17 protein-coding genes and 1 pseudogene are annotated in these 17,820 nt (G+C 69.8%); 16 read left to right on the top strand and 2 right to left on the bottom strand.

The genetic code is table 11. The features are described from left to right. Positions 1-337: pseudogene (locus AOK22_RS02670) on the top strand (hypothetical protein); the annotation flags it as partial. A gap of 18 nt (positions 338-355) precedes the next feature. Here AOK22_RS02670 and AOK22_RS42445 read toward each other — a convergent pair. Further along, positions 356-718 (bottom strand): PASTA domain-containing protein, encoded by a 363-nt coding sequence (locus tag AOK22_RS42445; RefSeq protein WP_279617070.1) that lies wholly within the window; start codon positions 716-718, stop codon positions 356-358. Positions 719-900: 182 nt separating this feature from the next. Between AOK22_RS42445 and AOK22_RS02660 the strand changes: the two genes are divergently transcribed. From AOK22_RS02660 to AOK22_RS02645, 4 genes are all read left to right on the top strand, one after another. Continuing rightward, complete coding sequence (locus AOK22_RS02660) at positions 901-2,187, top strand: geranylgeranyl reductase family protein (RefSeq protein ID WP_055696892.1); 1,287 nt, start codon at positions 901-903, stop codon at positions 2,185-2,187. A 75-nt stretch (positions 2,188-2,262) separates the two neighbouring features. After that, positions 2,263-2,589, top strand: a complete 327-nt coding sequence (locus AOK22_RS02655; RefSeq protein ID WP_055696891.1) for a putative quinol monooxygenase — start codon at positions 2,263-2,265, stop codon at positions 2,587-2,589. Positions 2,590-2,633: 44 nt separating this feature from the next. Beyond that, positions 2,634-3,896: an ATP-binding protein gene (locus tag AOK22_RS02650; protein WP_055696897.1), complete on the top strand. Its 1,263-nt coding sequence runs from the start codon at positions 2,634-2,636 to the stop codon at positions 3,894-3,896. Next, positions 3,893-5,044: a TPR domain-containing protein gene (locus tag AOK22_RS02645; protein ID WP_055696890.1), complete on the top strand. Its 1,152-nt coding sequence runs from the start codon at positions 3,893-3,895 to the stop codon at positions 5,042-5,044. The genes AOK22_RS02650 and AOK22_RS02645 overlap by 4 nt, the downstream gene beginning before the upstream one ends. Before the next feature lie 144 nt (positions 5,045-5,188). On the opposite strand, the gene AOK22_RS43945 is transcribed toward AOK22_RS02645, so the two are convergent. Next, positions 5,189-5,488, bottom strand: a complete 300-nt coding sequence (locus AOK22_RS43945) for a C40 family peptidase (protein ID WP_425263992.1) — start codon at positions 5,486-5,488, stop codon at positions 5,189-5,191. 1,489 nt (positions 5,489-6,977) lie between these two features. On the opposite strand from AOK22_RS43945, the gene AOK22_RS02635 reads away from it, so the two are divergent. The 11 genes from AOK22_RS02635 to nuoK are packed head-to-tail and all read left to right on the top strand — an operon-like array spanning position 6,978 to position 17,811. Then, positions 6,978-7,337 carry an NADH-quinone oxidoreductase subunit A gene (locus tag AOK22_RS02635; protein WP_003992243.1) on the top strand — a complete coding sequence of 120 codons (360 nt, stop codon included), beginning with the start codon at positions 6,978-6,980 and terminating at the stop codon, positions 7,335-7,337. Positions 7,338-7,357: 20 nt separating this feature from the next. Beyond that, positions 7,358-7,912, top strand: coding sequence for a NuoB/complex I 20 kDa subunit family protein (locus tag AOK22_RS02630; protein ID WP_055696888.1), 555 nt, complete (start codon positions 7,358-7,360; stop codon positions 7,910-7,912). Next, positions 7,909-8,640 (top strand): NADH-quinone oxidoreductase subunit C, encoded by a 732-nt coding sequence (locus AOK22_RS02625; protein WP_055696887.1) that lies wholly within the window; start codon positions 7,909-7,911, stop codon positions 8,638-8,640. The genes AOK22_RS02630 and AOK22_RS02625 overlap by 4 nt, the downstream gene beginning before the upstream one ends. Further along, positions 8,640-9,974, top strand: a complete 1,335-nt coding sequence (locus AOK22_RS02620) for an NADH-quinone oxidoreductase subunit D (protein ID WP_055696886.1) — start codon at positions 8,640-8,642, stop codon at positions 9,972-9,974. Before AOK22_RS02625 ends, AOK22_RS02620 begins: the two co-directional genes overlap by 1 nt. After that, positions 9,971-10,822 (top strand): NADH-quinone oxidoreductase subunit NuoE, encoded by an 852-nt coding sequence (gene nuoE / locus AOK22_RS02615; protein WP_055696885.1) that lies wholly within the window; start codon positions 9,971-9,973, stop codon positions 10,820-10,822. Before AOK22_RS02620 ends, nuoE begins: the two co-directional genes overlap by 4 nt. Next, a complete protein-coding gene (gene nuoF, locus AOK22_RS02610; RefSeq protein WP_055696884.1) occupies positions 10,822-12,183 on the top strand; it encodes an NADH-quinone oxidoreductase subunit NuoF in 1,362 nt (453 codons plus the stop codon). The genes nuoE and nuoF overlap by 1 nt, the downstream gene beginning before the upstream one ends. Then, the gene (locus AOK22_RS02605; protein ID WP_055696883.1) at positions 12,180-14,693 is read left to right on the top strand and encodes an NADH-quinone oxidoreductase subunit G; all 2,514 of its coding nucleotides are present in this window, start codon (positions 12,180-12,182) and stop codon (positions 14,691-14,693) included. The genes nuoF and AOK22_RS02605 overlap by 4 nt, the downstream gene beginning before the upstream one ends. After that, positions 14,690-16,063 carry an NADH-quinone oxidoreductase subunit NuoH gene (gene nuoH, locus AOK22_RS02600; RefSeq protein ID WP_193433226.1) on the top strand — a complete coding sequence of 458 codons (1,374 nt, stop codon included), beginning with the start codon at positions 14,690-14,692 and terminating at the stop codon, positions 16,061-16,063. The genes AOK22_RS02605 and nuoH overlap by 4 nt, the downstream gene beginning before the upstream one ends. After that, the gene (gene nuoI, locus AOK22_RS02595) at positions 16,056-16,679 is read left to right on the top strand and encodes an NADH-quinone oxidoreductase subunit NuoI (protein ID WP_055696881.1); all 624 of its coding nucleotides are present in this window, start codon (positions 16,056-16,058) and stop codon (positions 16,677-16,679) included. Before nuoH ends, nuoI begins: the two co-directional genes overlap by 8 nt. Next, positions 16,676-17,515, top strand: coding sequence for an NADH-quinone oxidoreductase subunit J (locus AOK22_RS02590; protein WP_055696880.1), 840 nt, complete (start codon positions 16,676-16,678; stop codon positions 17,513-17,515). Before nuoI ends, AOK22_RS02590 begins: the two co-directional genes overlap by 4 nt. Further along, positions 17,512-17,811, top strand: coding sequence for an NADH-quinone oxidoreductase subunit NuoK (nuoK, locus tag AOK22_RS02585; protein WP_055529377.1), 300 nt, complete (start codon positions 17,512-17,514; stop codon positions 17,809-17,811). Before AOK22_RS02590 ends, nuoK begins: the two co-directional genes overlap by 4 nt. Positions 17,812-17,820: the final 9 nt, after the last annotated feature.

The following is a 17,820-nucleotide window of genomic DNA, read 5'->3' as shown; positions in this document are numbered from 1 at the left end:
CGAGGAGTTCCTCGTCGGGGTCGTCGCGGACGCGCCGTACACCTCGTACGAGAACTTCACGAACATCGAGAAGCACACCAAGTCCGCCCCGGACAAGTCGGACTACCGGCGGATCCGGCTGGAGCCGAACACCTTCCAGGGGCGCGACGGCGCGATCTGGGAGTACACGTACACCGACGAGGCGGGCCGCGAGATCCACGCGATCAACCAGAGCTACATCGCGGACAACGGCACGGAGTACGCGATCCAGCTCTCCTGGCGCGCGGACTTCTGGCCCGCGGGCGAGGGCGCGAAGACGCACGCGACCGCGCTGGACACCTGGCGGCTCACGGACTGATCCGCCGGGGCCGCGCGGTCACCAGGCCGCCGGCACCTCGGGTCCGTGCCCCGGCTCGTCCAGTTCCCTGTGCAGCCCGCCGTCCGGCGGCCCCGGGCGGCGCGGCTCGCGCACGCCCGCGCCGCCCTCGCCCTCACCGGGGCCGAGGTCGAACCAGATCGTGACGGCGGCGCCGTGCGGCACCTCGACGCCCGGGGGCGGGTACTGGCGTACGACGTAGTCGACGACGACGTCGTGGAAGCCGGGGCGGTCGGGCGCCACGAGCCGAACGCCGCGCCGGGCCGCGGCCTCGCGCGCGTCCGTCGCCATCAGGCCGGTCAGCCGCGGCACACGGACGTCGGGTGTCCCGGGTGGTCCCGGGGTCTCGGGTGGTGTGGGCACAGATGTCACCCCCTGCGGTACGGGCAGGGTAGTCCGACGCCCGGCGGGCCGGAAGCGTCGTGGCCGGGCCGGCCCGCCGGGCCACGTGTGGCCCTTCGGCCGGCGGACCGGTGCCGCCTCATAGACTGCGCGTAGCCCGTGCCGGTCGGCACACACCATTCGAGCCCTGGGGAGAACCCGCCGTGACCGAGCCCCTCTCCGAAAACACCGCGGACGTCATCGTCGTCGGAGCCGGGCCCGCCGGTTCGACGACGGCGTACTACCTGGCGAAGGCCGGACTCGACGTCCTCCTCCTGGAGAAGACGGCGTTCCCGCGGGAGAAGGTCTGCGGCGACGGCCTGACCCCGCGCGCCACCAAGCAGCTCGTGTCGATGGGCATCGACATCTCCGAAGAGGCGGGCTGGCTGCGGAACAAGGGCCTGCGCATCATCGGCGGCGGCGTGCGCCTCCAGCTGGACTGGCCCGAGCTCGCCTCGTACCCGGACTACGGCCTGGTGCGCAAGCGCGACGACTTCGACGAGCAGCTCGCCCGGCAGGCGCAGAAGGCGGGCGCCCGGCTGCACGAGCGCTGCAACGTCGGCGAGCCGGTCATCGACGACCGCACCGGCCGCATCACCGGCGTGCACGCCAAGCTCGGCGAGGAGAAGACCCCGGTCACCTTCCACGCCCCCCTCGTCGTCGCGGCCGACGGCAACTCCTCGCGGATCTCGCTGGCCATGGGCCTGCACCGCCGCGAGGACCGCCCGATGGGTGTCGCGGTCCGCACGTACTTCACCTCGCCCCGCCACGACGACGACTATCTGGAGTCCTGGCTGGAGCTGTGGGACCGCCGCGGTCCCGGCGAGGACCGGCTGCTGCCCGGCTACGGCTGGATCTTCGGCATGGGCGACGGCACCTCGAACGTCGGCCTCGGCATCCTCAACTCCTCCAAGGCCTTCCGCGAGCTCGACTGGCGCGAGGTCCTCAAGGCGTGGTGCGCCTCGATGCCGGAGGACTGGGGGTACACCCCGGAGAACATGACGATGCCGATCCGCGGCGCCGCCCTGCCGATGGCCTTCAACCGCCAGCCGCACTACACCAAGGGCCTGCTCCTGGTCGGCGACGCGGGCGGCCTGGTGAACCCCTTCAACGGCGAGGGCATCGCGTACGCCATGGAGTCCGGCCAGATCGCGGCCGACGTCATCGTGCAGGCACACGCGCGTGCCACCCCCGCCCAGCGCGAACTGGCGCTCCAGCACTACCCGAAGACGCTGAAGGAGACCTACGGCGGTTACTACACGCTGGGCCGCGCCTTCGTGAAGCTCATCGGCAACCCGAAGGTCATGAAGATCGCCACCCAGCGCGGCCTGACCCACCCCATGCTGATGCGGTTCACGCTGAAGATGCTGGCGAACCTCACGGACCCGACGGGCGGCGACGCGATGGACCGCGTCATCAACGGTCTCAGCAAGGTGGCTCCGCGCGCATGATGATGTGACGCCGTCGCGCCAGGGGCTGAATCGCCCGATTTGGTCCGAGTGCCTGGTCGGGGGCAGGGTGGACGGATGATTTTCATCGCCGTGAAGTTCACCGTCCGCCCCGAGCACGCCGAGTCCTGGCTGGAGCACACCGCCGCGTTCACCGCCGCCACCCGCGCCGAGGAGGGCAACCTCTTCTTCGACTGGTCGCGCAGCGTCGACGACCCGAACCAGTACGTCCTCCTGGAGGGCTTCCGCGACGCCGAGGCGGGCGCGGTGCACGTCCAGTCCGACCACTTCAAGGCGGGCCTGGAGACGATGGCCGGACTCATCGCCGCCACCCCCGAGATCATCAACGCCGACATCCCGAACACGGGTTGGGGGCCGATGGGCGAGCTGGCCGTGGAAGCCTGAGCCCGCCCGTTCGACAGTGGCGCCCGCTTCGTACAGTGGGCGCCATGTCGGCCGATTCCCCCCTCGTGACCAGCTTGCGCACCGCCGTATCGGCGGCGCCCCAGGACGTACCGCTCCGCCTGCACCTCGCCCAACTGCTCCTGGACGCGGGGCACGTCGACGCCGCCGTGGCCGAGGTGGCGGTCGCCCTCCAGCACGCGCCGGGCGATGCCCAGGCCCGGGAGCTGATGGGCCGGGCCATGGGGATGCCCCCGGCACCGCAGGCTCCCGCCGAGCCGAAGCCGCAGGTGCCCGCCGCGCCGCGGGGTTTCGACTGGCGGGCCGCCGAGGACCAGGTCGGCGACGCCGTCCCGCCCCGGTTCGTCGAGGCGCCGCTCGCCGAGGACGGCAGCGGGGACCCCGGCGCCGCGGAGGCGTGGGACGTCGAGGACACGGCGGCGCCCGGTGCCGTACGGCTCGCCGACGTCGGCGGCATGCAGGACGTCAAGGACCGCCTGGAAGCCGCGTTCCTCGCCCCCCTGCGCAACCCCGAACTGCGCAAGCTGTACGGCAAGAGCCTGCGCGGCGGCCTGCTCCTGTACGGGCCTCCCGGCTGCGGCAAGACCTTCATCGCCCGCGCCGTCGCCGGTGAACTCGGCGCCGGCTTCCTGTCGGTGTCCGTCAACGACGTGCTCGACATGTGGATGGGCAACTCCGAGCGCAACATGCACGAGGTCTTCGAGACGGCCCGCCGCCAGGCCCCGTGCGTCGTGTTCCTGGACGAGCTGGACGCCCTGGGCGGCAAGCGCAGCCGCACCCAGAGCAGCGGCATGCGCAACACCGTCAACCAGCTGCTCACCGAGCTCGACGGCGTCGACGCCGCGGCCAACGAGGGCGTCTTCGTGCTCGCCGCCACGAACGTCCCCTGGGACGTCGACATCGCCCTGCGCCGCCCCGGCCGCTTCGACCGCACCCTGCTCGTGCTGCCGCCCGACGCCCCGGCCCGCGAGGCGATCCTCCGCTACCACCTGAGCGAACGCCCCATCGAGAACATCGACTTGGGCAAGCTCGCCAAGGCCACCGAAGGCCTCTCGGGTGCCGACCTCGCACATGTCTGCGAGGTGGCCGCCGAGAGCGCGCTGCTCGACTCCGCGCGCACCGGCACCATCCGCATGATCGGGATGAAGGACCTCATCGGCGCGGTCAAGCAGACCGTGCCCTCCGCCGACCCGTGGTTCGCGTCGGCTCGCAATGTGGCGATGTACGCGAACGAGGGCGGCACCTACGACGACCTCGTGGCGTACCTGAAGAAGAAGCGGAAGCTATGAGTCTGGACCAGGCGGCCGAGCGGGCCGAGGGACTGGTGTCCCTCGGGCGGAACGACGAGGCGGTGGAGCTCCTCGGGCGGCGGCTCGCCGAGGAGCCCGACGACGTCGCGGCATGGGAGCAGCTCGCCCGCTGCCACCTGCGGGCCGACCGCCCGCACCAGGCACTGGAGGCGACCGAGCGGGCCCTGCGGCTCACACCCGAGAACGTCAACGTGCTGCTCGTGCACGCTCAGGCGCTGCGCCTGAGCGGCCGGGGTTTCGACGAAGCGGAAGCGGCGCTGCGCACGGCGATCCGGCTCAGCCCGCACTTCTGGGGCAGTTACTCGATGCTCGCCGATCTCCTCTTCCGGCGGAACATCGTCCGCAAGGGGCAGGAGATCGGGACCGGCCGCATCGGGACCGCCGACATCGACGCGGTGGCGGGGGAGCCGAGGGAGCTGGTCCAGGAGGCGATCCGGCTCGCTCCCGAGGAGATCGGCCCGTACGAGAAGGCGCTGTTCATCGCCGACCTCTCCGGCGACGCGGACACGGCCGACGCGATGGAGCGCGCCATCCTGCGGCTCGACCCGACCCACGCGGAGGCGCTGAGCGGGCAGACGCGCCGGGCCGCCGAGGCACCGGGCGTCCGGGCGGCCGACGCCGCCGACCTGTACGCCGACGCGCTCGCCGTCGCCCCGGAGTCGGCGGACATGCGGGACCAACTCGACTCCGCCACCTACCGGATGCTGCGCGGCACCCGCTGGCTCGCCCTGTTCTGCCTCGCCCTCATCGCCGCGGGCCTCGACCTCTTCACGACGGACGGCGAGACCCCGCGCGAGCTGCCGCTCGCCCTCGGCCAGCGGCTGTGGGACCTGGTGCCGCTCACCGTGATCTGGCTGCTCGGCGCGGCGCTGCGGTTCCACCGGCGGCGCAAGGGCGTCCGCCTGAACGTGCGTTCCTTGCTGCGCCGCGACGGATGGGCGCGGCTCGCCGCCGGGCAGTCCGCCGCCGTGATGGTGTGCACGCTGCTGCTCACCCTGGTGCCGTGGACCGAGCGCGGGCTGCCCACCACGCTCTTCTGGGCCGCCCTGGGGACGACGCTCCTGACGATGTGGGTCGACCGTCCCGCCGTACGCAAGGCGTTCCGGGAGGGCGCGCGGCGGCGCTGAGGGAGCGTGAGACGGTGCCCAGGGACTGAGGCGGCGCCAAGGGCCTTCGGCGGCGCCAAGGGCCTGAGACGGCGCTGAGAGCGCGCGAAGGACCGGAACCCCGCTGGGGGTTCCGGTCCTTCGTCGTGTGTCTGTGTGGGGCCCTCAGAGGACGCGCACGGCGCCCGAGGCCGGGTAACCCGACAGGTCCTGGATGACAACACCCTTGCTGGGGTTGGCGGCGTCCAGGTACTGGCCGTTACCGATGTACACACCGACGTGGTACGCGGAGCCCGCGCCACCCCAGTAGAGGATGTCGCCCACCTGGATGTTGGAGAGCGAGACCGGCGTGCCGGAGACCGACTGGTCCTGCGAGACGCGCGGAAGGTTCACGCCCGCCTGCTTGAACGCGGCCTGCACGAGGCTGGAGCAGTCCCAGGCGTTGGGGCCCGAGGCACCCATCACATACGCGTCGCCCAGCTGGGCCTTGAGGAAGCTGATGACCGTGCCGACGCTGCCGCTGGCCGGGGCGACCGAGTCGGAGGCGCTCGCGGAGGAGCCGCCGCCGGACTGGGTGGAGAGGTTCGTGCGCTCGGCGGAACGCGAGGCGCGCTCCTCCTCGGCCTTCTTCTTGGCGGCTTCCTCGGCCTTGCGCTCGGCCTCGGCCTTCTTCTCGGCCTTGGCCTGGTCCGCCTTGGCCTGCTTGGCGGCCTTGGCGGCGGCCGCGTCCTGCTCGGCGCGCGACTCGTAGCTGTCGGCGGCCTGCTGGGTGGCGTCCGCCGACTGCGCGATCTGTGCGGACAGATCGGTGGAGAGCGTGGGCATCTCGATGGTCTCGGTCACCGGCTCGGCCGCGTTCGCCGTACCGGCCGCCGCGGCCACTGCCAGGGTGCTGAGGACGCCACCGGCAACTCCGGCGCGCAGGGCGACCTTCGTGGCGCTGCGACGGGGCTTCCGGTGGCTGGGTATGTGAGCGGTGTGGGACATGAGAACAACCGCTATCAGGGACCCACGGTTCCCTTCAAGAAACGTGTGCTGCGCCACAGTTGCGGTTCGCGGGCCCGAATCCCGGGCGTGTCGCTCTTTATTGACGCCGTAACGGACAATGCGGACAGCGCTGATCACGCCTGTGATCATGGGTTTTCTGCGATACGTCCGAATTGCCCACGGTCTACCACCGGTTGAGGCGGTTGGCCAAGCCCGGCTTATTCGGCGCGAGGGGCCCTGTGGTGCAGGTCACACGGGTACCCCCTCCGGGGCCTCCCTGAGATCTCGCTGAGACCTCCCTGAGATCTACCGGAGTTTTCGCGTGTGTCCCAGGTGCTCTTCCTGTGCCCTTCGGGTGCCCGTGGTGCGCGTTCCAAACCGGGGGCGGTGTCGTGCGTAAAGGGGGACGGCTCTTCCTGTGCGAAGAGGGGGCGGCTCTTCGTGCGGGATGGAGGGGACGGCTCGTCGTGCGGGAGGGCCGGATTCTTCGCGCGGGAGGGCTGGATTCTTCGCGCGGGAGGGCCGGATTCTTCGCGCGGGAGGGTGCGGCCTCGCTCGTGAACCGGCGCACGCGTCCACATCCGTCCACACCTCTGCCGCCAAAGTGTGAACGCGAGGTCCTCTATCAACTGATCGCGTCCAGCGCCAATTTGCCTGCAAGCGCCATCTCTTGATAGGGCGGCAGCCCTTCGACCAGGCATGACGCGCTGAGATGTCACCTCTAGTGATCACTCAGGCGCTTCGCGTACGAAGATCACCGCTCATCCGACTTCATGATCCTTCGTCAGGTGGTGGAGATCACAAAGCCGTTGTCGTACCCCGTGTCGCAGATCACAGACCGCCGGGCATAAGATGCGGGGCAGTTGGGCTTGTGACCTGCTTCACATGTGAGCGATCTTGGATGGGATTCAGGGCCGGGTCCGACGCAACCGCCAACAGTCAGTGCCGACTGAGAGGAGCGAGGAGCGTGAACGCCTATGCGCCCATCCTCGTGCTGGGAGCCCTCGGGGCAGGCTTTGCGATCTTCTCCGTGGTCATGGCCACGCTTATCGGTCCAAAGCGGTACAACCGCGCAAAGCTCGAGGCCTACGAGTGCGGCATCGAGCCGACGCCGACGCCGGCCGGTGGTGGGCGATTCCCCATCAAGTACTACCTGACGGCGATGCTCTTCATCGTCTTCGACATCGAGATCGTCTTCCTCTACCCCTGGGCCGTCACCTTCGACGCGCTGGGGATTTTCGGGCTCGTGGAGATGCTGCTCTTCGTGCTCACCGTCTTCGTCGCGTACGCGTACGTATGGCGGCGCGGCGGCCTGGAATGGGACTGAAGGGCTGAGGGGCCAAGAGCATGGGAATCGAAGAGAAACTGCCGAGCGGTTTTCTGCTGACGACCGTCGAACAAGCCGCGGGCTGGGTGCGCAAGTCATCCATGTTCCCCGCCACATTCGGACTCGCGTGCTGCGCCATCGAGATGATGACGACTGGCGCCGGGCGCTACGACCTGGCGCGCTTCGGCATGGAGGTCTTCCGCGGTTCGCCCCGCCAGGCGGACCTGATGATCGTGGCCGGCCGGGTGAGCCAGAAGATGGCGCCGGTCCTGCGGCAGGTCTATGACCAGATGCCCAACCCCAAGTGGGTCATCTCCATGGGGGTTTGCGCATCTTCAGGTGGGATGTTCAACAATTACGCGATTGTGCAGGGTGTGGACCATGTCGTCCCCGTTGACATCTATTTGCCCGGTTGCCCGCCACGCCCCGAGATGCTGATGGACGCGATCCTCAAGCTGCACCAGAAGGTCCAGGGCTCCAAGCTCGGCGTGAACGCGGAAGAGGCGGCCCGGGAGGCGGAGGAGGCGGCCCTCAAGGCGCTCCCCACCATTGAGATGAAGGGGCTGCTGCGGTGAGCGACGCGCACGACTCGCAAGACGAGCACCTGAACGGCAACGGCGTACCCGCCCCGCGCGGCGAGGCCGGAGAGGTCATCGGCGTCCGCAGGGGGATGTTCGGCGCCGACAACGGCGGCGACACCTCCGGCTATGGCGGCCTCGTCCGCACCGTCACCCTGCCCGGCGCCTCCGCGCGCCCCTACGGAGGCTGGTTCGACGAAGTCGCGGACGAACTGGAGGGCGCCCTGGAGGAACAGGGCCTCGTCCCGGAGAACGCCATCGAGAAGACGGTCGTCGACCGCGGCGAGCTCACCTTCCACATCGCGCGCGAGCACCTCGTCCGCGTCGCCCAGACCCTGCGCGACGACCCGGCCCTGCGCTTCGAGCTCTGCACCGGCGTCAGCGGGGTGCACTTCCCCGGCGACAAGGGCCGCGAGCTGCACGCCGTCTACCACCTGCGCTCGATCACCCACAACCGGCTGATCCGCCTGGAGGTCGGCGCGCCCGACGCCGACCCGCACGTCCCCTCGCTGGTCGCGGTCTATCCGACCAACGACTGGCACGAGCGCGAGACGTACGACTTCTTCGGCCTCGTCTTCGACGGCCACCCCGCGCTCACGCGGATCATGATGCCGGACGACTGGCAGGGCTTCCCGCAGCGCAAGGACTACCCCCTCGGCGGCATCCCCGTCGAGTACAAGGGCGCCCAGATCCCGGCTCCGGACCAGCGGAGGTCGTACAGCTGATGTCTGCAACTCAGGGAACTTCCCACGCTTCCGCCCGTGAGACGACCGAGGGGACTGTATATACGGTCACCGGCGGCGACTGGGACGAGGTCGTCCAGTCCGCGGCCAAGGCCGACGACGAGCGCATCATCGTCAACATGGGTCCGCAGCACCCGTCCACCCACGGCGTGCTCCGGCTGATCCTGGAGATCGAGGGCGAGACCGTCTCCGAGGCCCGCTGCGGCATCGGCTATCTCCACACGGGCATCGAGAAGAACCTCGAATACCGCACGTGGACCCAGGGCACCACGTTCGTCACGCGCATGGACTACCTGACGCCGTTCTTCAACGAGACGGCGTACTGCCTCGGGGTCGAGAAGCTCCTCGGCATCGAGGACCAGATCCCGGACCGCGCCTCGATCATCCGCGTGCTCCTCATGGAGCTGAACCGACTCTCCTCGCACCTGGTGTGCATCGCCACCGGCGGCATGGAGCTCGGCGCCACGACGATCATGATCTACGGCTTCCGCGATCGTGAACTCGTTCTCGACATCTACGAACTCATCACCGGCCTGCGGATGAACCACGCGTACATCCGGCCCGGCGGACTCGCCCAGGACCTGCCCCCGGGCGCCGTGGACCAGCTCCGCGAGTTCGTGAAGCAGATGAAGAAGAACCTCCCGGAGTACGACAAGCTCGCCACCGGGAACCCCATCTTCAAGGCCCGCATGCAGGACGTCGGCTATCTCGACCTCGCCGGCTGCATGGCGCTCGGCGCCACGGGCCCGGTGCTGCGCTCGGCCGGTCTCCCGCACGACCTGCGCAAGACGCAGCCCTACTGCGGCTACGAGACCTACGACTTCGACATCCCGACCGCCGACACCTGCGACTCCTACGGGCGCTTCCTGATCCGCCTCGAAGAGATGCGGCAGTCGCTGCGCATCGTCGAACAGTGCCTCGACCGGCTCGCCCCCGGCCCGGTCATGGTCGCCGACAAGAAGATCGCCTGGCCCGCGCAACTGGCGCTCGGCCCGGACGGTCTCGGCAACTCGCTCGACCACATCAAGAAGATCATGGGCACCTCCATGGAGGCCCTCATCCACCACTTCAAGCTGGTGACCGAGGGCTTCCGGGTCCCACCGGGACAGGCGTACGCGGCGGTCGAGTCGCCCAAGGGCGAACTGGGCGTGCACGTCGTCTCCGACGGCGGCACCCGTCCCTACCGGGTCCACTTCCGCGACCCGTCCTTCACCAACCTGCAGGCCATGGCGGCGATGTGCGAGGGCGGCCAGGTCGCCGACGTCATCGTCGCCGTCGCGTCCATCGACCCCGTGATGGGAGGCGTCGACCGGTGACCACCACTCCTTCAGAGCAGGGCACGGGCGTCAGCCTGGGCATGCCCCAACTCCCCGCCCCCGACTACCCGGCCGATGTGCGCGCCCGGTTGGAGGCGGACGCCAAGGAGATCATCGGCCGCTATCCGGGGTCGCGGTCCGCGCTCCTCCCGCTGCTGCACCTGGTGCAGTCCGAGGAGGGTCACGTCACCCGCACCGGCATGCAGTTCTGTGCCGACATGCTGGGGCTGACCACGGCCGAGGTCACGGCCGTCGCGACCTTCTACACCATGTACCGGCGCAAGCCCTCCGGCGACTACCAGGTCGGCGTCTGCACCAACACCCTGTGCGCGGTCATGGGCGGCGACGCGATCTTCGACGAGCTCAAGCAGCACCTCGGCGTGGGCAACGACGAGACCACGGAGGACGGCAAGATCACGCTCGAACACATCGAGTGCAACGCCGCCTGCGACTTCGCGCCCGTGGTGATGGTCAACTGGGAGTTCTTCGACAACCAGACCCCCGAGTCCGCCAAGCAACTCGTCGACGACCTGCGCGCGGGCGTACCGGTCGAGCCCACGCGCGGGGCGCCGATCTGCACGTACAAGGAGACCGCCCGGATTCTGGCGGGCTTCCCCGACGAGCGGCCCGGCGCCGTCGACGCGAGCGGCGGCGCGGGCCCCGCCTCGCTGATCGGACTGCGCCTGGCCAAGGGCGAGGTCGCGCAGCCGCGTGTGGTCCACCCGCGCACGGGCGGGCCCCAGGACGAGGCGCCGGCCGAGCACCTCAGCTCCAATGACGCACCGCAGCAGACCTCGGCATCCGACCCGGCCCACCCGGCCGGACCGACCGCCGAGGAGGGGGAGTGATGACCTTGGCAGCCGAGATCAACAACGACACCAGCCCCGAGAAGCTCCTCGCGCCGGTCCTCTCGGCCTTCTGGGACGAGGACAAGCCCTGGACGCTGGAGACCTACCGGCGGCACGAGGGCTACGAGGGTCTGCGCAAGGCGCTCGCCATGGAGCCGGACGACCTCATCGCGTACGTGAAGGACGCGGGCCTGCGCGGCCGCGGCGGCGCGGGCTTCCCCACCGGGATGAAGTGGCAGTTCATCCCCCAGGGAGACGGCAAGCCGCACTATCTGGTTGTCAACGCCGACGAGTCGGAGCCGGGGACCTGCAAGGACATCCCGCTCCTCTTCGCGAACCCGCATTCCCTCATCGAGGGGATCGTGATCGCGTGCTACGCGATCCGTTCGTCGCATGCCTTCATCTATCTGCGCGGTGAAGTCGTCCCCGTGCTGCGGCGGTTGCACGAGGCCGTGCGCGAGGCCTACGCGGCGGGCTACCTCGGCAAGAACGTCCTGGGCAGCGGACTCGATCTCGAACTCACCGTGCACGCGGGCGCGGGCGCGTACATCTGTGGTGAGGAGACCGCGCTGCTCGACTCGCTCGAAGGCCGCCGCGGCCAACCGCGACTGCGTCCCCCCTTCCCTGCGGTCGCGGGCCTTTACGCGTGCCCCACTGTGGTGAACAACGTCGAGTCGATCGCATCCGTTCCCGCGATCCTCAATCGAGGAAAAGACTGGTTCAAGTCAATGGGGAGCGAGAAGTCGCCCGGCTTCACGCTCTACTCGCTCAGCGGCCACGTCACCAGCCCCGGCCAGTACGAGGCCCCGCTCGGCATCACGCTGCGCCAGCTGCTCGACATGAGCGGCGGCATGCGCGCCGGACACCGCCTCAAGTTCTGGACGCCGGGCGGCTCCTCGACGCCGATGTTCACCGACGAGCACCTCGACGTCCCGCTCGACTACGAGGGCGTGGGCGCCGCCGGCTCGATGCTCGGCACGAAGGCGCTGCAGTGCTTCGACGAGACGACGTGCGTCGTGCGGGCCGTGACCCGCTGGACCGAGTTCTACGCCCATGAGTCCTGCGGCAAGTGCACGCCCTGCCGCGAAGGGACGTACTGGCTGGTGCAGTTGCTCCGCGACATCGAGGCGGGCAAGGGCGTCATGGCCGACCTCGACAAGCTGAACGACATCGCCGACAACATCAACGGCAAGTCCTTCTGCGCCCTCGGCGACGGCGCCGCCTCGCCGATCTTCTCCTCGCTCACGTACTTCCGCGAGGAGTACGAGCAGCACATCACCGGCAAGGGCTGCCCCTTCGACCCGGCCAAGTCGACTCTCTGGGCCGACCGGCCCTCCCACACCACGGAGGTGAACGCATGACAGTGACCACTAATAGCGCTCCCTCCGGGGGCGGGGAGGCGGCGGTTCCGCCCGAGGACCTCGTCTCGCTGACCATCGACGGCATCGAGATCAGCGTCCCCAAGGGGACGTTGGTGATCCGGGCCGCCGAACTGCTCGGCATCGAGATCCCCCGGTTCTGCGACCACCCGCTGCTCGACCCGGCGGGCGCCTGCCGCCAGTGCATCGTCGAGGTGGAGGGCCAGCGCAAGCCGATGGCGTCCTGCACCATCACGTGCACGGACGGCATGGTCGTGAAGTCGCAGCTGACCTCGCCCGTCGCGGAGAAGTCCCAGCGCGGTGTGATGGAGCTGCTCCTCATCAACCACCCGCTGGACTGCCCGGTCTGCGACAAGGGCGGCGAGTGCCCCCTGCAGAACCAGGCGATGCAGGTCGGCGACCCGGACTCCCGCTTCGAGGGCAAGAAGCGGACGTACGAGAAGCCGGTGCCGATCTCCACGCAGGTGCTGCTCGACCGCGAGCGGTGCGTGCTCTGCGCGCGCTGCACCCGCTTCAGCAACCAGATCGCCGGCGACCCGATGATCGAACTCATCGAGCGCGGCGCCCTCCAGCAGGTCGGCACCGGCGAGGGCGACCCCTTCGAGTCGTACTTCTCCGGGAACACCATCCAGATCTGCCCGGTCGGCGCGCTGACCTCGGCGGCGTATCGCTTCCGCTCCCGGCCCTTCGACCTCGTGTCGTCGCCGTCGGTGTGCGAGCACTGCGCGGGCGGCTGCGCGACCCGCACGGACCACCGGCGCGGCAAGGTCATGCGGCGCCTCGCTCAGGACGACCCCGAGGTCAACGAGGAGTGGCTGTGCGACAAGGGACGCTTCGGCTTCCGGTACGCGCAGAAGCCCGACCGGCTGACCACGCCGCTCGTGCGCAACTCGGAGACGGGTGAACTGGAGCCCGCGAGCTGGCCCGAGGCCCTGGAGGTCGCGGCCCGCGGTCTCGCCGCCGCGCGCGGCCGGGCCGGTGTGCTGACCGGCGGCCGGCTCACCGTCGAGGACGCCTACGCGTACAGCAAGTACGCGCGCGTGGCGCTCGACACGAACGACATCGACTTCCGCGCGCGCGTGCACAGCAGCGAGGAGGCCGACTTCCTCGCGGCCCGGGTGGCGGGGCGCGGCCGGGACCTCGACGGGAGCGGCGTCACGTACGCCCTCCTGGAGAAGGCGCCCGCCGTGCTGCTCGCCGGGTTCGAGTCCGAGGAGGAGGCGCCCGGCGTCTTCCTGAGGCTGCGCAAGGCCTGGCGCAAGCACGGCCAGCGCACCTTCTCCCTCGCCACGCACGCCACCCGGGGCCTGGAGAAGGCGGGCGGCACGCTGCTGCCCTCGGCTCCCGGCACCGAGACGGAGTGGCTGGACGCGCTCGCCGCGGGCGTGGGTCTGGCGGACGAGGGGACCAGGGCCGCCGAGGCGCTGCGCACGGAAGGCGCGGTCATCGTCGTCGGTGAGCGGCTCGCGGCCGTGCCCGGCGGGCTCACCGCCGCCGTCCGCGCCGCGTCCGCGACCGGTGCCCAGCTGGTGTGGATCCCGCGCAGGGCGGGGGAGCGCGCCGCCATCGAGGCGGGCGCGCTGCCGTCGCTGCTGCCCGGCGGGCGTCCCGCCACCAATCCGCGCGCGCGGGACGAGGTCGCGTCCGCCTGGGGCGTCGCCGAACTCCCGCACCGCTTCGGCCGCGACACGGGTCAGATCGTCGAGGCCGCCGCGACCGGCGAGCTCGGCGCTCTCCTGGTGGCCGGCGTCGAGGTCGCCGACCTGCCGGACCCGGCACGCGCGCGTGAGGCGCTCGACGAGGTCGGCTTCCTGGTCTCCCTGGAGCTGCGGCCCAGCGAGGTGACCGAGCGGGCCGACGTGGTGCTGCCGGTCGCCGCGGTCGCCGAGAAGCCGGGCACCTTCCTCAACTGGGAGGGCCGGGTGCGGATGTTCGACGCCGCGCTCAAGCCCGACCAGATGACGCGCAGGCTGGCGCCGACCGACGCGCGCGTGCTGCACATGCTCGCCGACGCGGGCGACATCCACCTCGGCCTGCCCGACCTGCTGACCCTGCGCCGCGAGCTGGAGCGGCTCGGCGGCTGGGACGGGCCGCACGCCACGGAGCCCCTGGAGACGGGTGCCCAGCCGCCGCGGCCCGCCGCGGGGGAGGCCGTGCTCGCCGGACACCGGCTGCTGCTCGACCAGGGTCTCCTCCAGGTCGGCGACGAGGCGCTGGCCGGCACCCGGCATGCCGCCCACGCGCGCGTGTCGGCGGCCACGGCGGTCGAGGCGGGCGTGAAGGACGGCGACGTCCTCGCCGTCTCCGGGCCCGCCGGGACGACCTCGTTCCCGCTCCAGATCACGGAGATGCCCGACCGCGTGGTCTGGCTGCCGCTGAACTCGGCCGGGGGAGGCGTCACTTCGGACACCGGCGCGCGCCCCGGCGACCTCGTCCGCATCGGCCCGGCGGTCCTGCCGGAGCCCACTGAGGCCCCGGAGGTGACGTCGTGACGCACACTGTGGTGCTTGCGGCGGAGGACCTGTCCCTGTTCGGCCGCGACCCCTGGTGGCTCGTCGTCATCAAGGCGGTCTTCTGTTTCGCGTTCCTGATGGTGACGGTCCTCTTCTCCATCGTGTGGGAGCGCAAGGTCGTCGCCTGGATGCAGCTGCGCATCGGCCCCAACCGGCACGGTCCCTGGGGTCTGCTGCAGTCCCTCGCGGACGGCATCAAGCTGATGCTCAAGGAAGACGTCATCGTCAAGCGCGCGGACAAGGTGGTCTACGTCCTCGCGCCGATCGTCGCGGCCATCCCGGCCTTCATGGCGATCGCGGTGATCCCCTTCGGGCCCGCGGGCAACGAGGTCTCGATCTTCGGCCAGCGCACCACGATGCAGCTCACCGACCTGCCGATCGCGATGCTCTACATCCTCGCGGTCGCCTCCGTCGGCATCTACGGCATCGTGCTGGCGGGCTGGAGCTCCGGATCGACGTACCCGCTCCTGGGCGGTCTGCGCTCCTGCGCGCAGATGATCTCCTACGAGATTGCGATGGGCGCGGCGTTCGCCTCGGTCTTCCTCTACTCCGGGTCGATGTCGACGTCGGCGATCGTGGAGGCGCAGGCGGACCGCTGGTACGTGCTGCTGCTGCCCGTCTCGTTCCTCATCTACATCGTGACGATGGTCGGCGAGACCAACCGCGCGCCGTTCGACATGCCGGAGTCCGAGGGCGACCTCGTCGGTGGCTTCAACACCGAGTACTCCTCGATCAAGTTCGCGATGTTCATGCTCGCCGAGTACGTCAACATGGTCACCGTCTCGGCGGTCTCGGTCACGCTCTTCCTGGGCGGCTGGCGGGCCCCGTATCCGATCAGCACCTTCTGGGAGGGCGCGAACCACGGCTGGTGGCCGATGCTCTGGTTCGTGATCAAGGTCCAGCTGCTGCTGTTCTTCTTCATCTGGCTGCGCGGCACGCTGCCCCGCGTCCGCTACGACCAGCTGATGAAGCTCGGCTGGAAGGTCCTGATCCCGGTCTCGGTCGTCTGGCTGATGCTCGTCGCCACCGTCAGGGCGATGCGGAACGAGAACTACGACTTCACCTCGATCGCGCTCTATGTGGGCGGCGGCGTCATCGCACTGCTGTTGCTCTCCGTGGTCGTCGACATCTTCCGCGACAAGCGCGAGAAGGAAGCGGCGGCCGAGGAACGGCCGGTCGCGTTCGACCCGATGGCGGGCGGATTCCCCGTGCCGCCGCTGCCCGGACAGACTCTGCCGCCCGTTCCGCGCCGACGCTCGCGCCAGGAGCGGGAGTTGATTGTCAGTGGCGGGCCGGATACTCAAAGTGACGGAACCCGAAGCGACGGAAAGGAGGCGTCCGATGGCTGAGTCGAACCAGGAGTCACACGAGTCGAACCAATCGAAGCAGGGGTTCCAGAACCCCGTCGCGGGCTTCGGCGTGACCTTCAAGGCCATGTTCAAGAAGCGGCTGACCGAGCAGTATCCGGAGCAGCAGAAGACCACCGCTCCCCGCTTCCACGGCAGGCACCAGCTGAACCGCCATCCGGACGGCCTGGAGAAGTGCGTCGGCTGTGAGCTCTGCGCCTGGGCCTGTCCCGCGGACGCCATCTATGTGGAGGGCGCGGACAACACCGACGAGGAGAGGTACTCGCCCGGCGAGCGGTACGGCCGCGTCTACCAGATCAACTACGCCCGCTGCATCCTGTGCGGCCTGTGCATCGAGGCGTGCCCCACGCGCGCGCTGACGATGACGAACGAGTTCGAGCTGGCCGACAGCAGCCGCGAGAACCTCATCTACACCAAGGAGCAGCTGCTCGCCGGCCTCGAGGAAGGCATGGTCGACTCGCCGCACTCGATCTTCCCGGGCATGGACGAGCAGGACTACTACCGGGGCCTGGTGACCGAGGCGACGCCGGGGACGGTGCCCCAAGTCGCCGTCTCCAAGGGCGAGACGGCCCCCGAGTCGGAGGGGGCCGAGGCATGAGCGAGCTCGCCGCCTACACCACCTCCACCGGTGAGGCCTTCCAGTTCTGGGTGCTCGGCACGGTCGCCGTGATCGGCGCCCTGTGCACGATCCTCATGAGGAAGGCGGTGCACAGCGCGCTCTGCCTGGCCGGGACCATGATCATCCTCGCGGTGTTCTACCTGGCCAACGGCGCGTACTTCCTGGGCATCGTCCAGATCGTCGTCTACACCGGCGCGATCATGATGCTGTTCCTCTTCGTGGTCATGCTCGTCGGCGTCACCGCGGCGGACTCCCTGAAGGAGACCATCAAGGGGCAGCGCTGGCTGGCCGCCCTGTGCGGACTCGGCTTCGCGGTCCTGCTCTTCGCGGGCATCGGGAACGCCTCGGTGCAGGAGTTCAACGGCCTCGGCAAGGCGAACGCCGGAGGCAATGTCGAGGGACTCGCCTCCCTCATCTTCACCAAGTACGTCTTCGCCTTCGAGATCACCGGCGCCCTGCTCATCACGGCGACGGTCGGCGCGATGGTGCTCACCCACCGCGAGCGCACCGAGCGCGCCAAGACCCAGCGCGAGCTGGCCGAGGAGCGCGTGCGCGAGGGCAAGCACCTGCCGCCGCTGCCGGCCCCGGGCGTCTACGCCCGGCACAACGCCGTGGACATCGCCGGCCTGCTCCCCGACGGCACCCCGTCGGAGCTCACGGTCATGCAGACCCTGCGCGAGCGCGGCCAGATCCGTGACGTGTCGGACGAGGCCCTGGACGACCTGCGGGCGCTGGAGCAGCGTTCCGCCGATCGCCTGGAGCGGACCGACCTGCGCCGGACCGACATCGGACGGACCGAGGAGGCGTCGAAGTGAACCCCGTCAACTACCTCTATCTCGCCGCCCTGTTGTTCGCGATCGGCGCCACCGGCGTGCTCATCAGGCGGAACGCGATCGTGGTGTTCATGTGCATCGAGCTCATGCTCAACGCCTGCAACCTCGCGTTCGTGGCCTTCTCCCGCATGCACGGCAACCTCGACGGCCAGATCATCGCCTTCTTCACGATGGTCGTCGCCGCCGCGGAGGTCGTGGTCGGGCTCGCGATCATCGTGTCGCTGTTCCGTTCCCGCCACTCGGCCTCGGTCGACGACGCCAGCCTGATGAAGCTGTAAGGGGTCGCT

The organism is Streptomyces silaceus (assembly GCF_001419745.1).
GTDB lineage: Bacteria > Actinomycetota > Actinomycetes > Streptomycetales > Streptomycetaceae > Streptomyces > Streptomyces silaceus.
The sequence above is the reverse complement of the archived record's forward strand: the minus strand, read 5'-3'. Positions and strand labels throughout refer to the sequence as shown.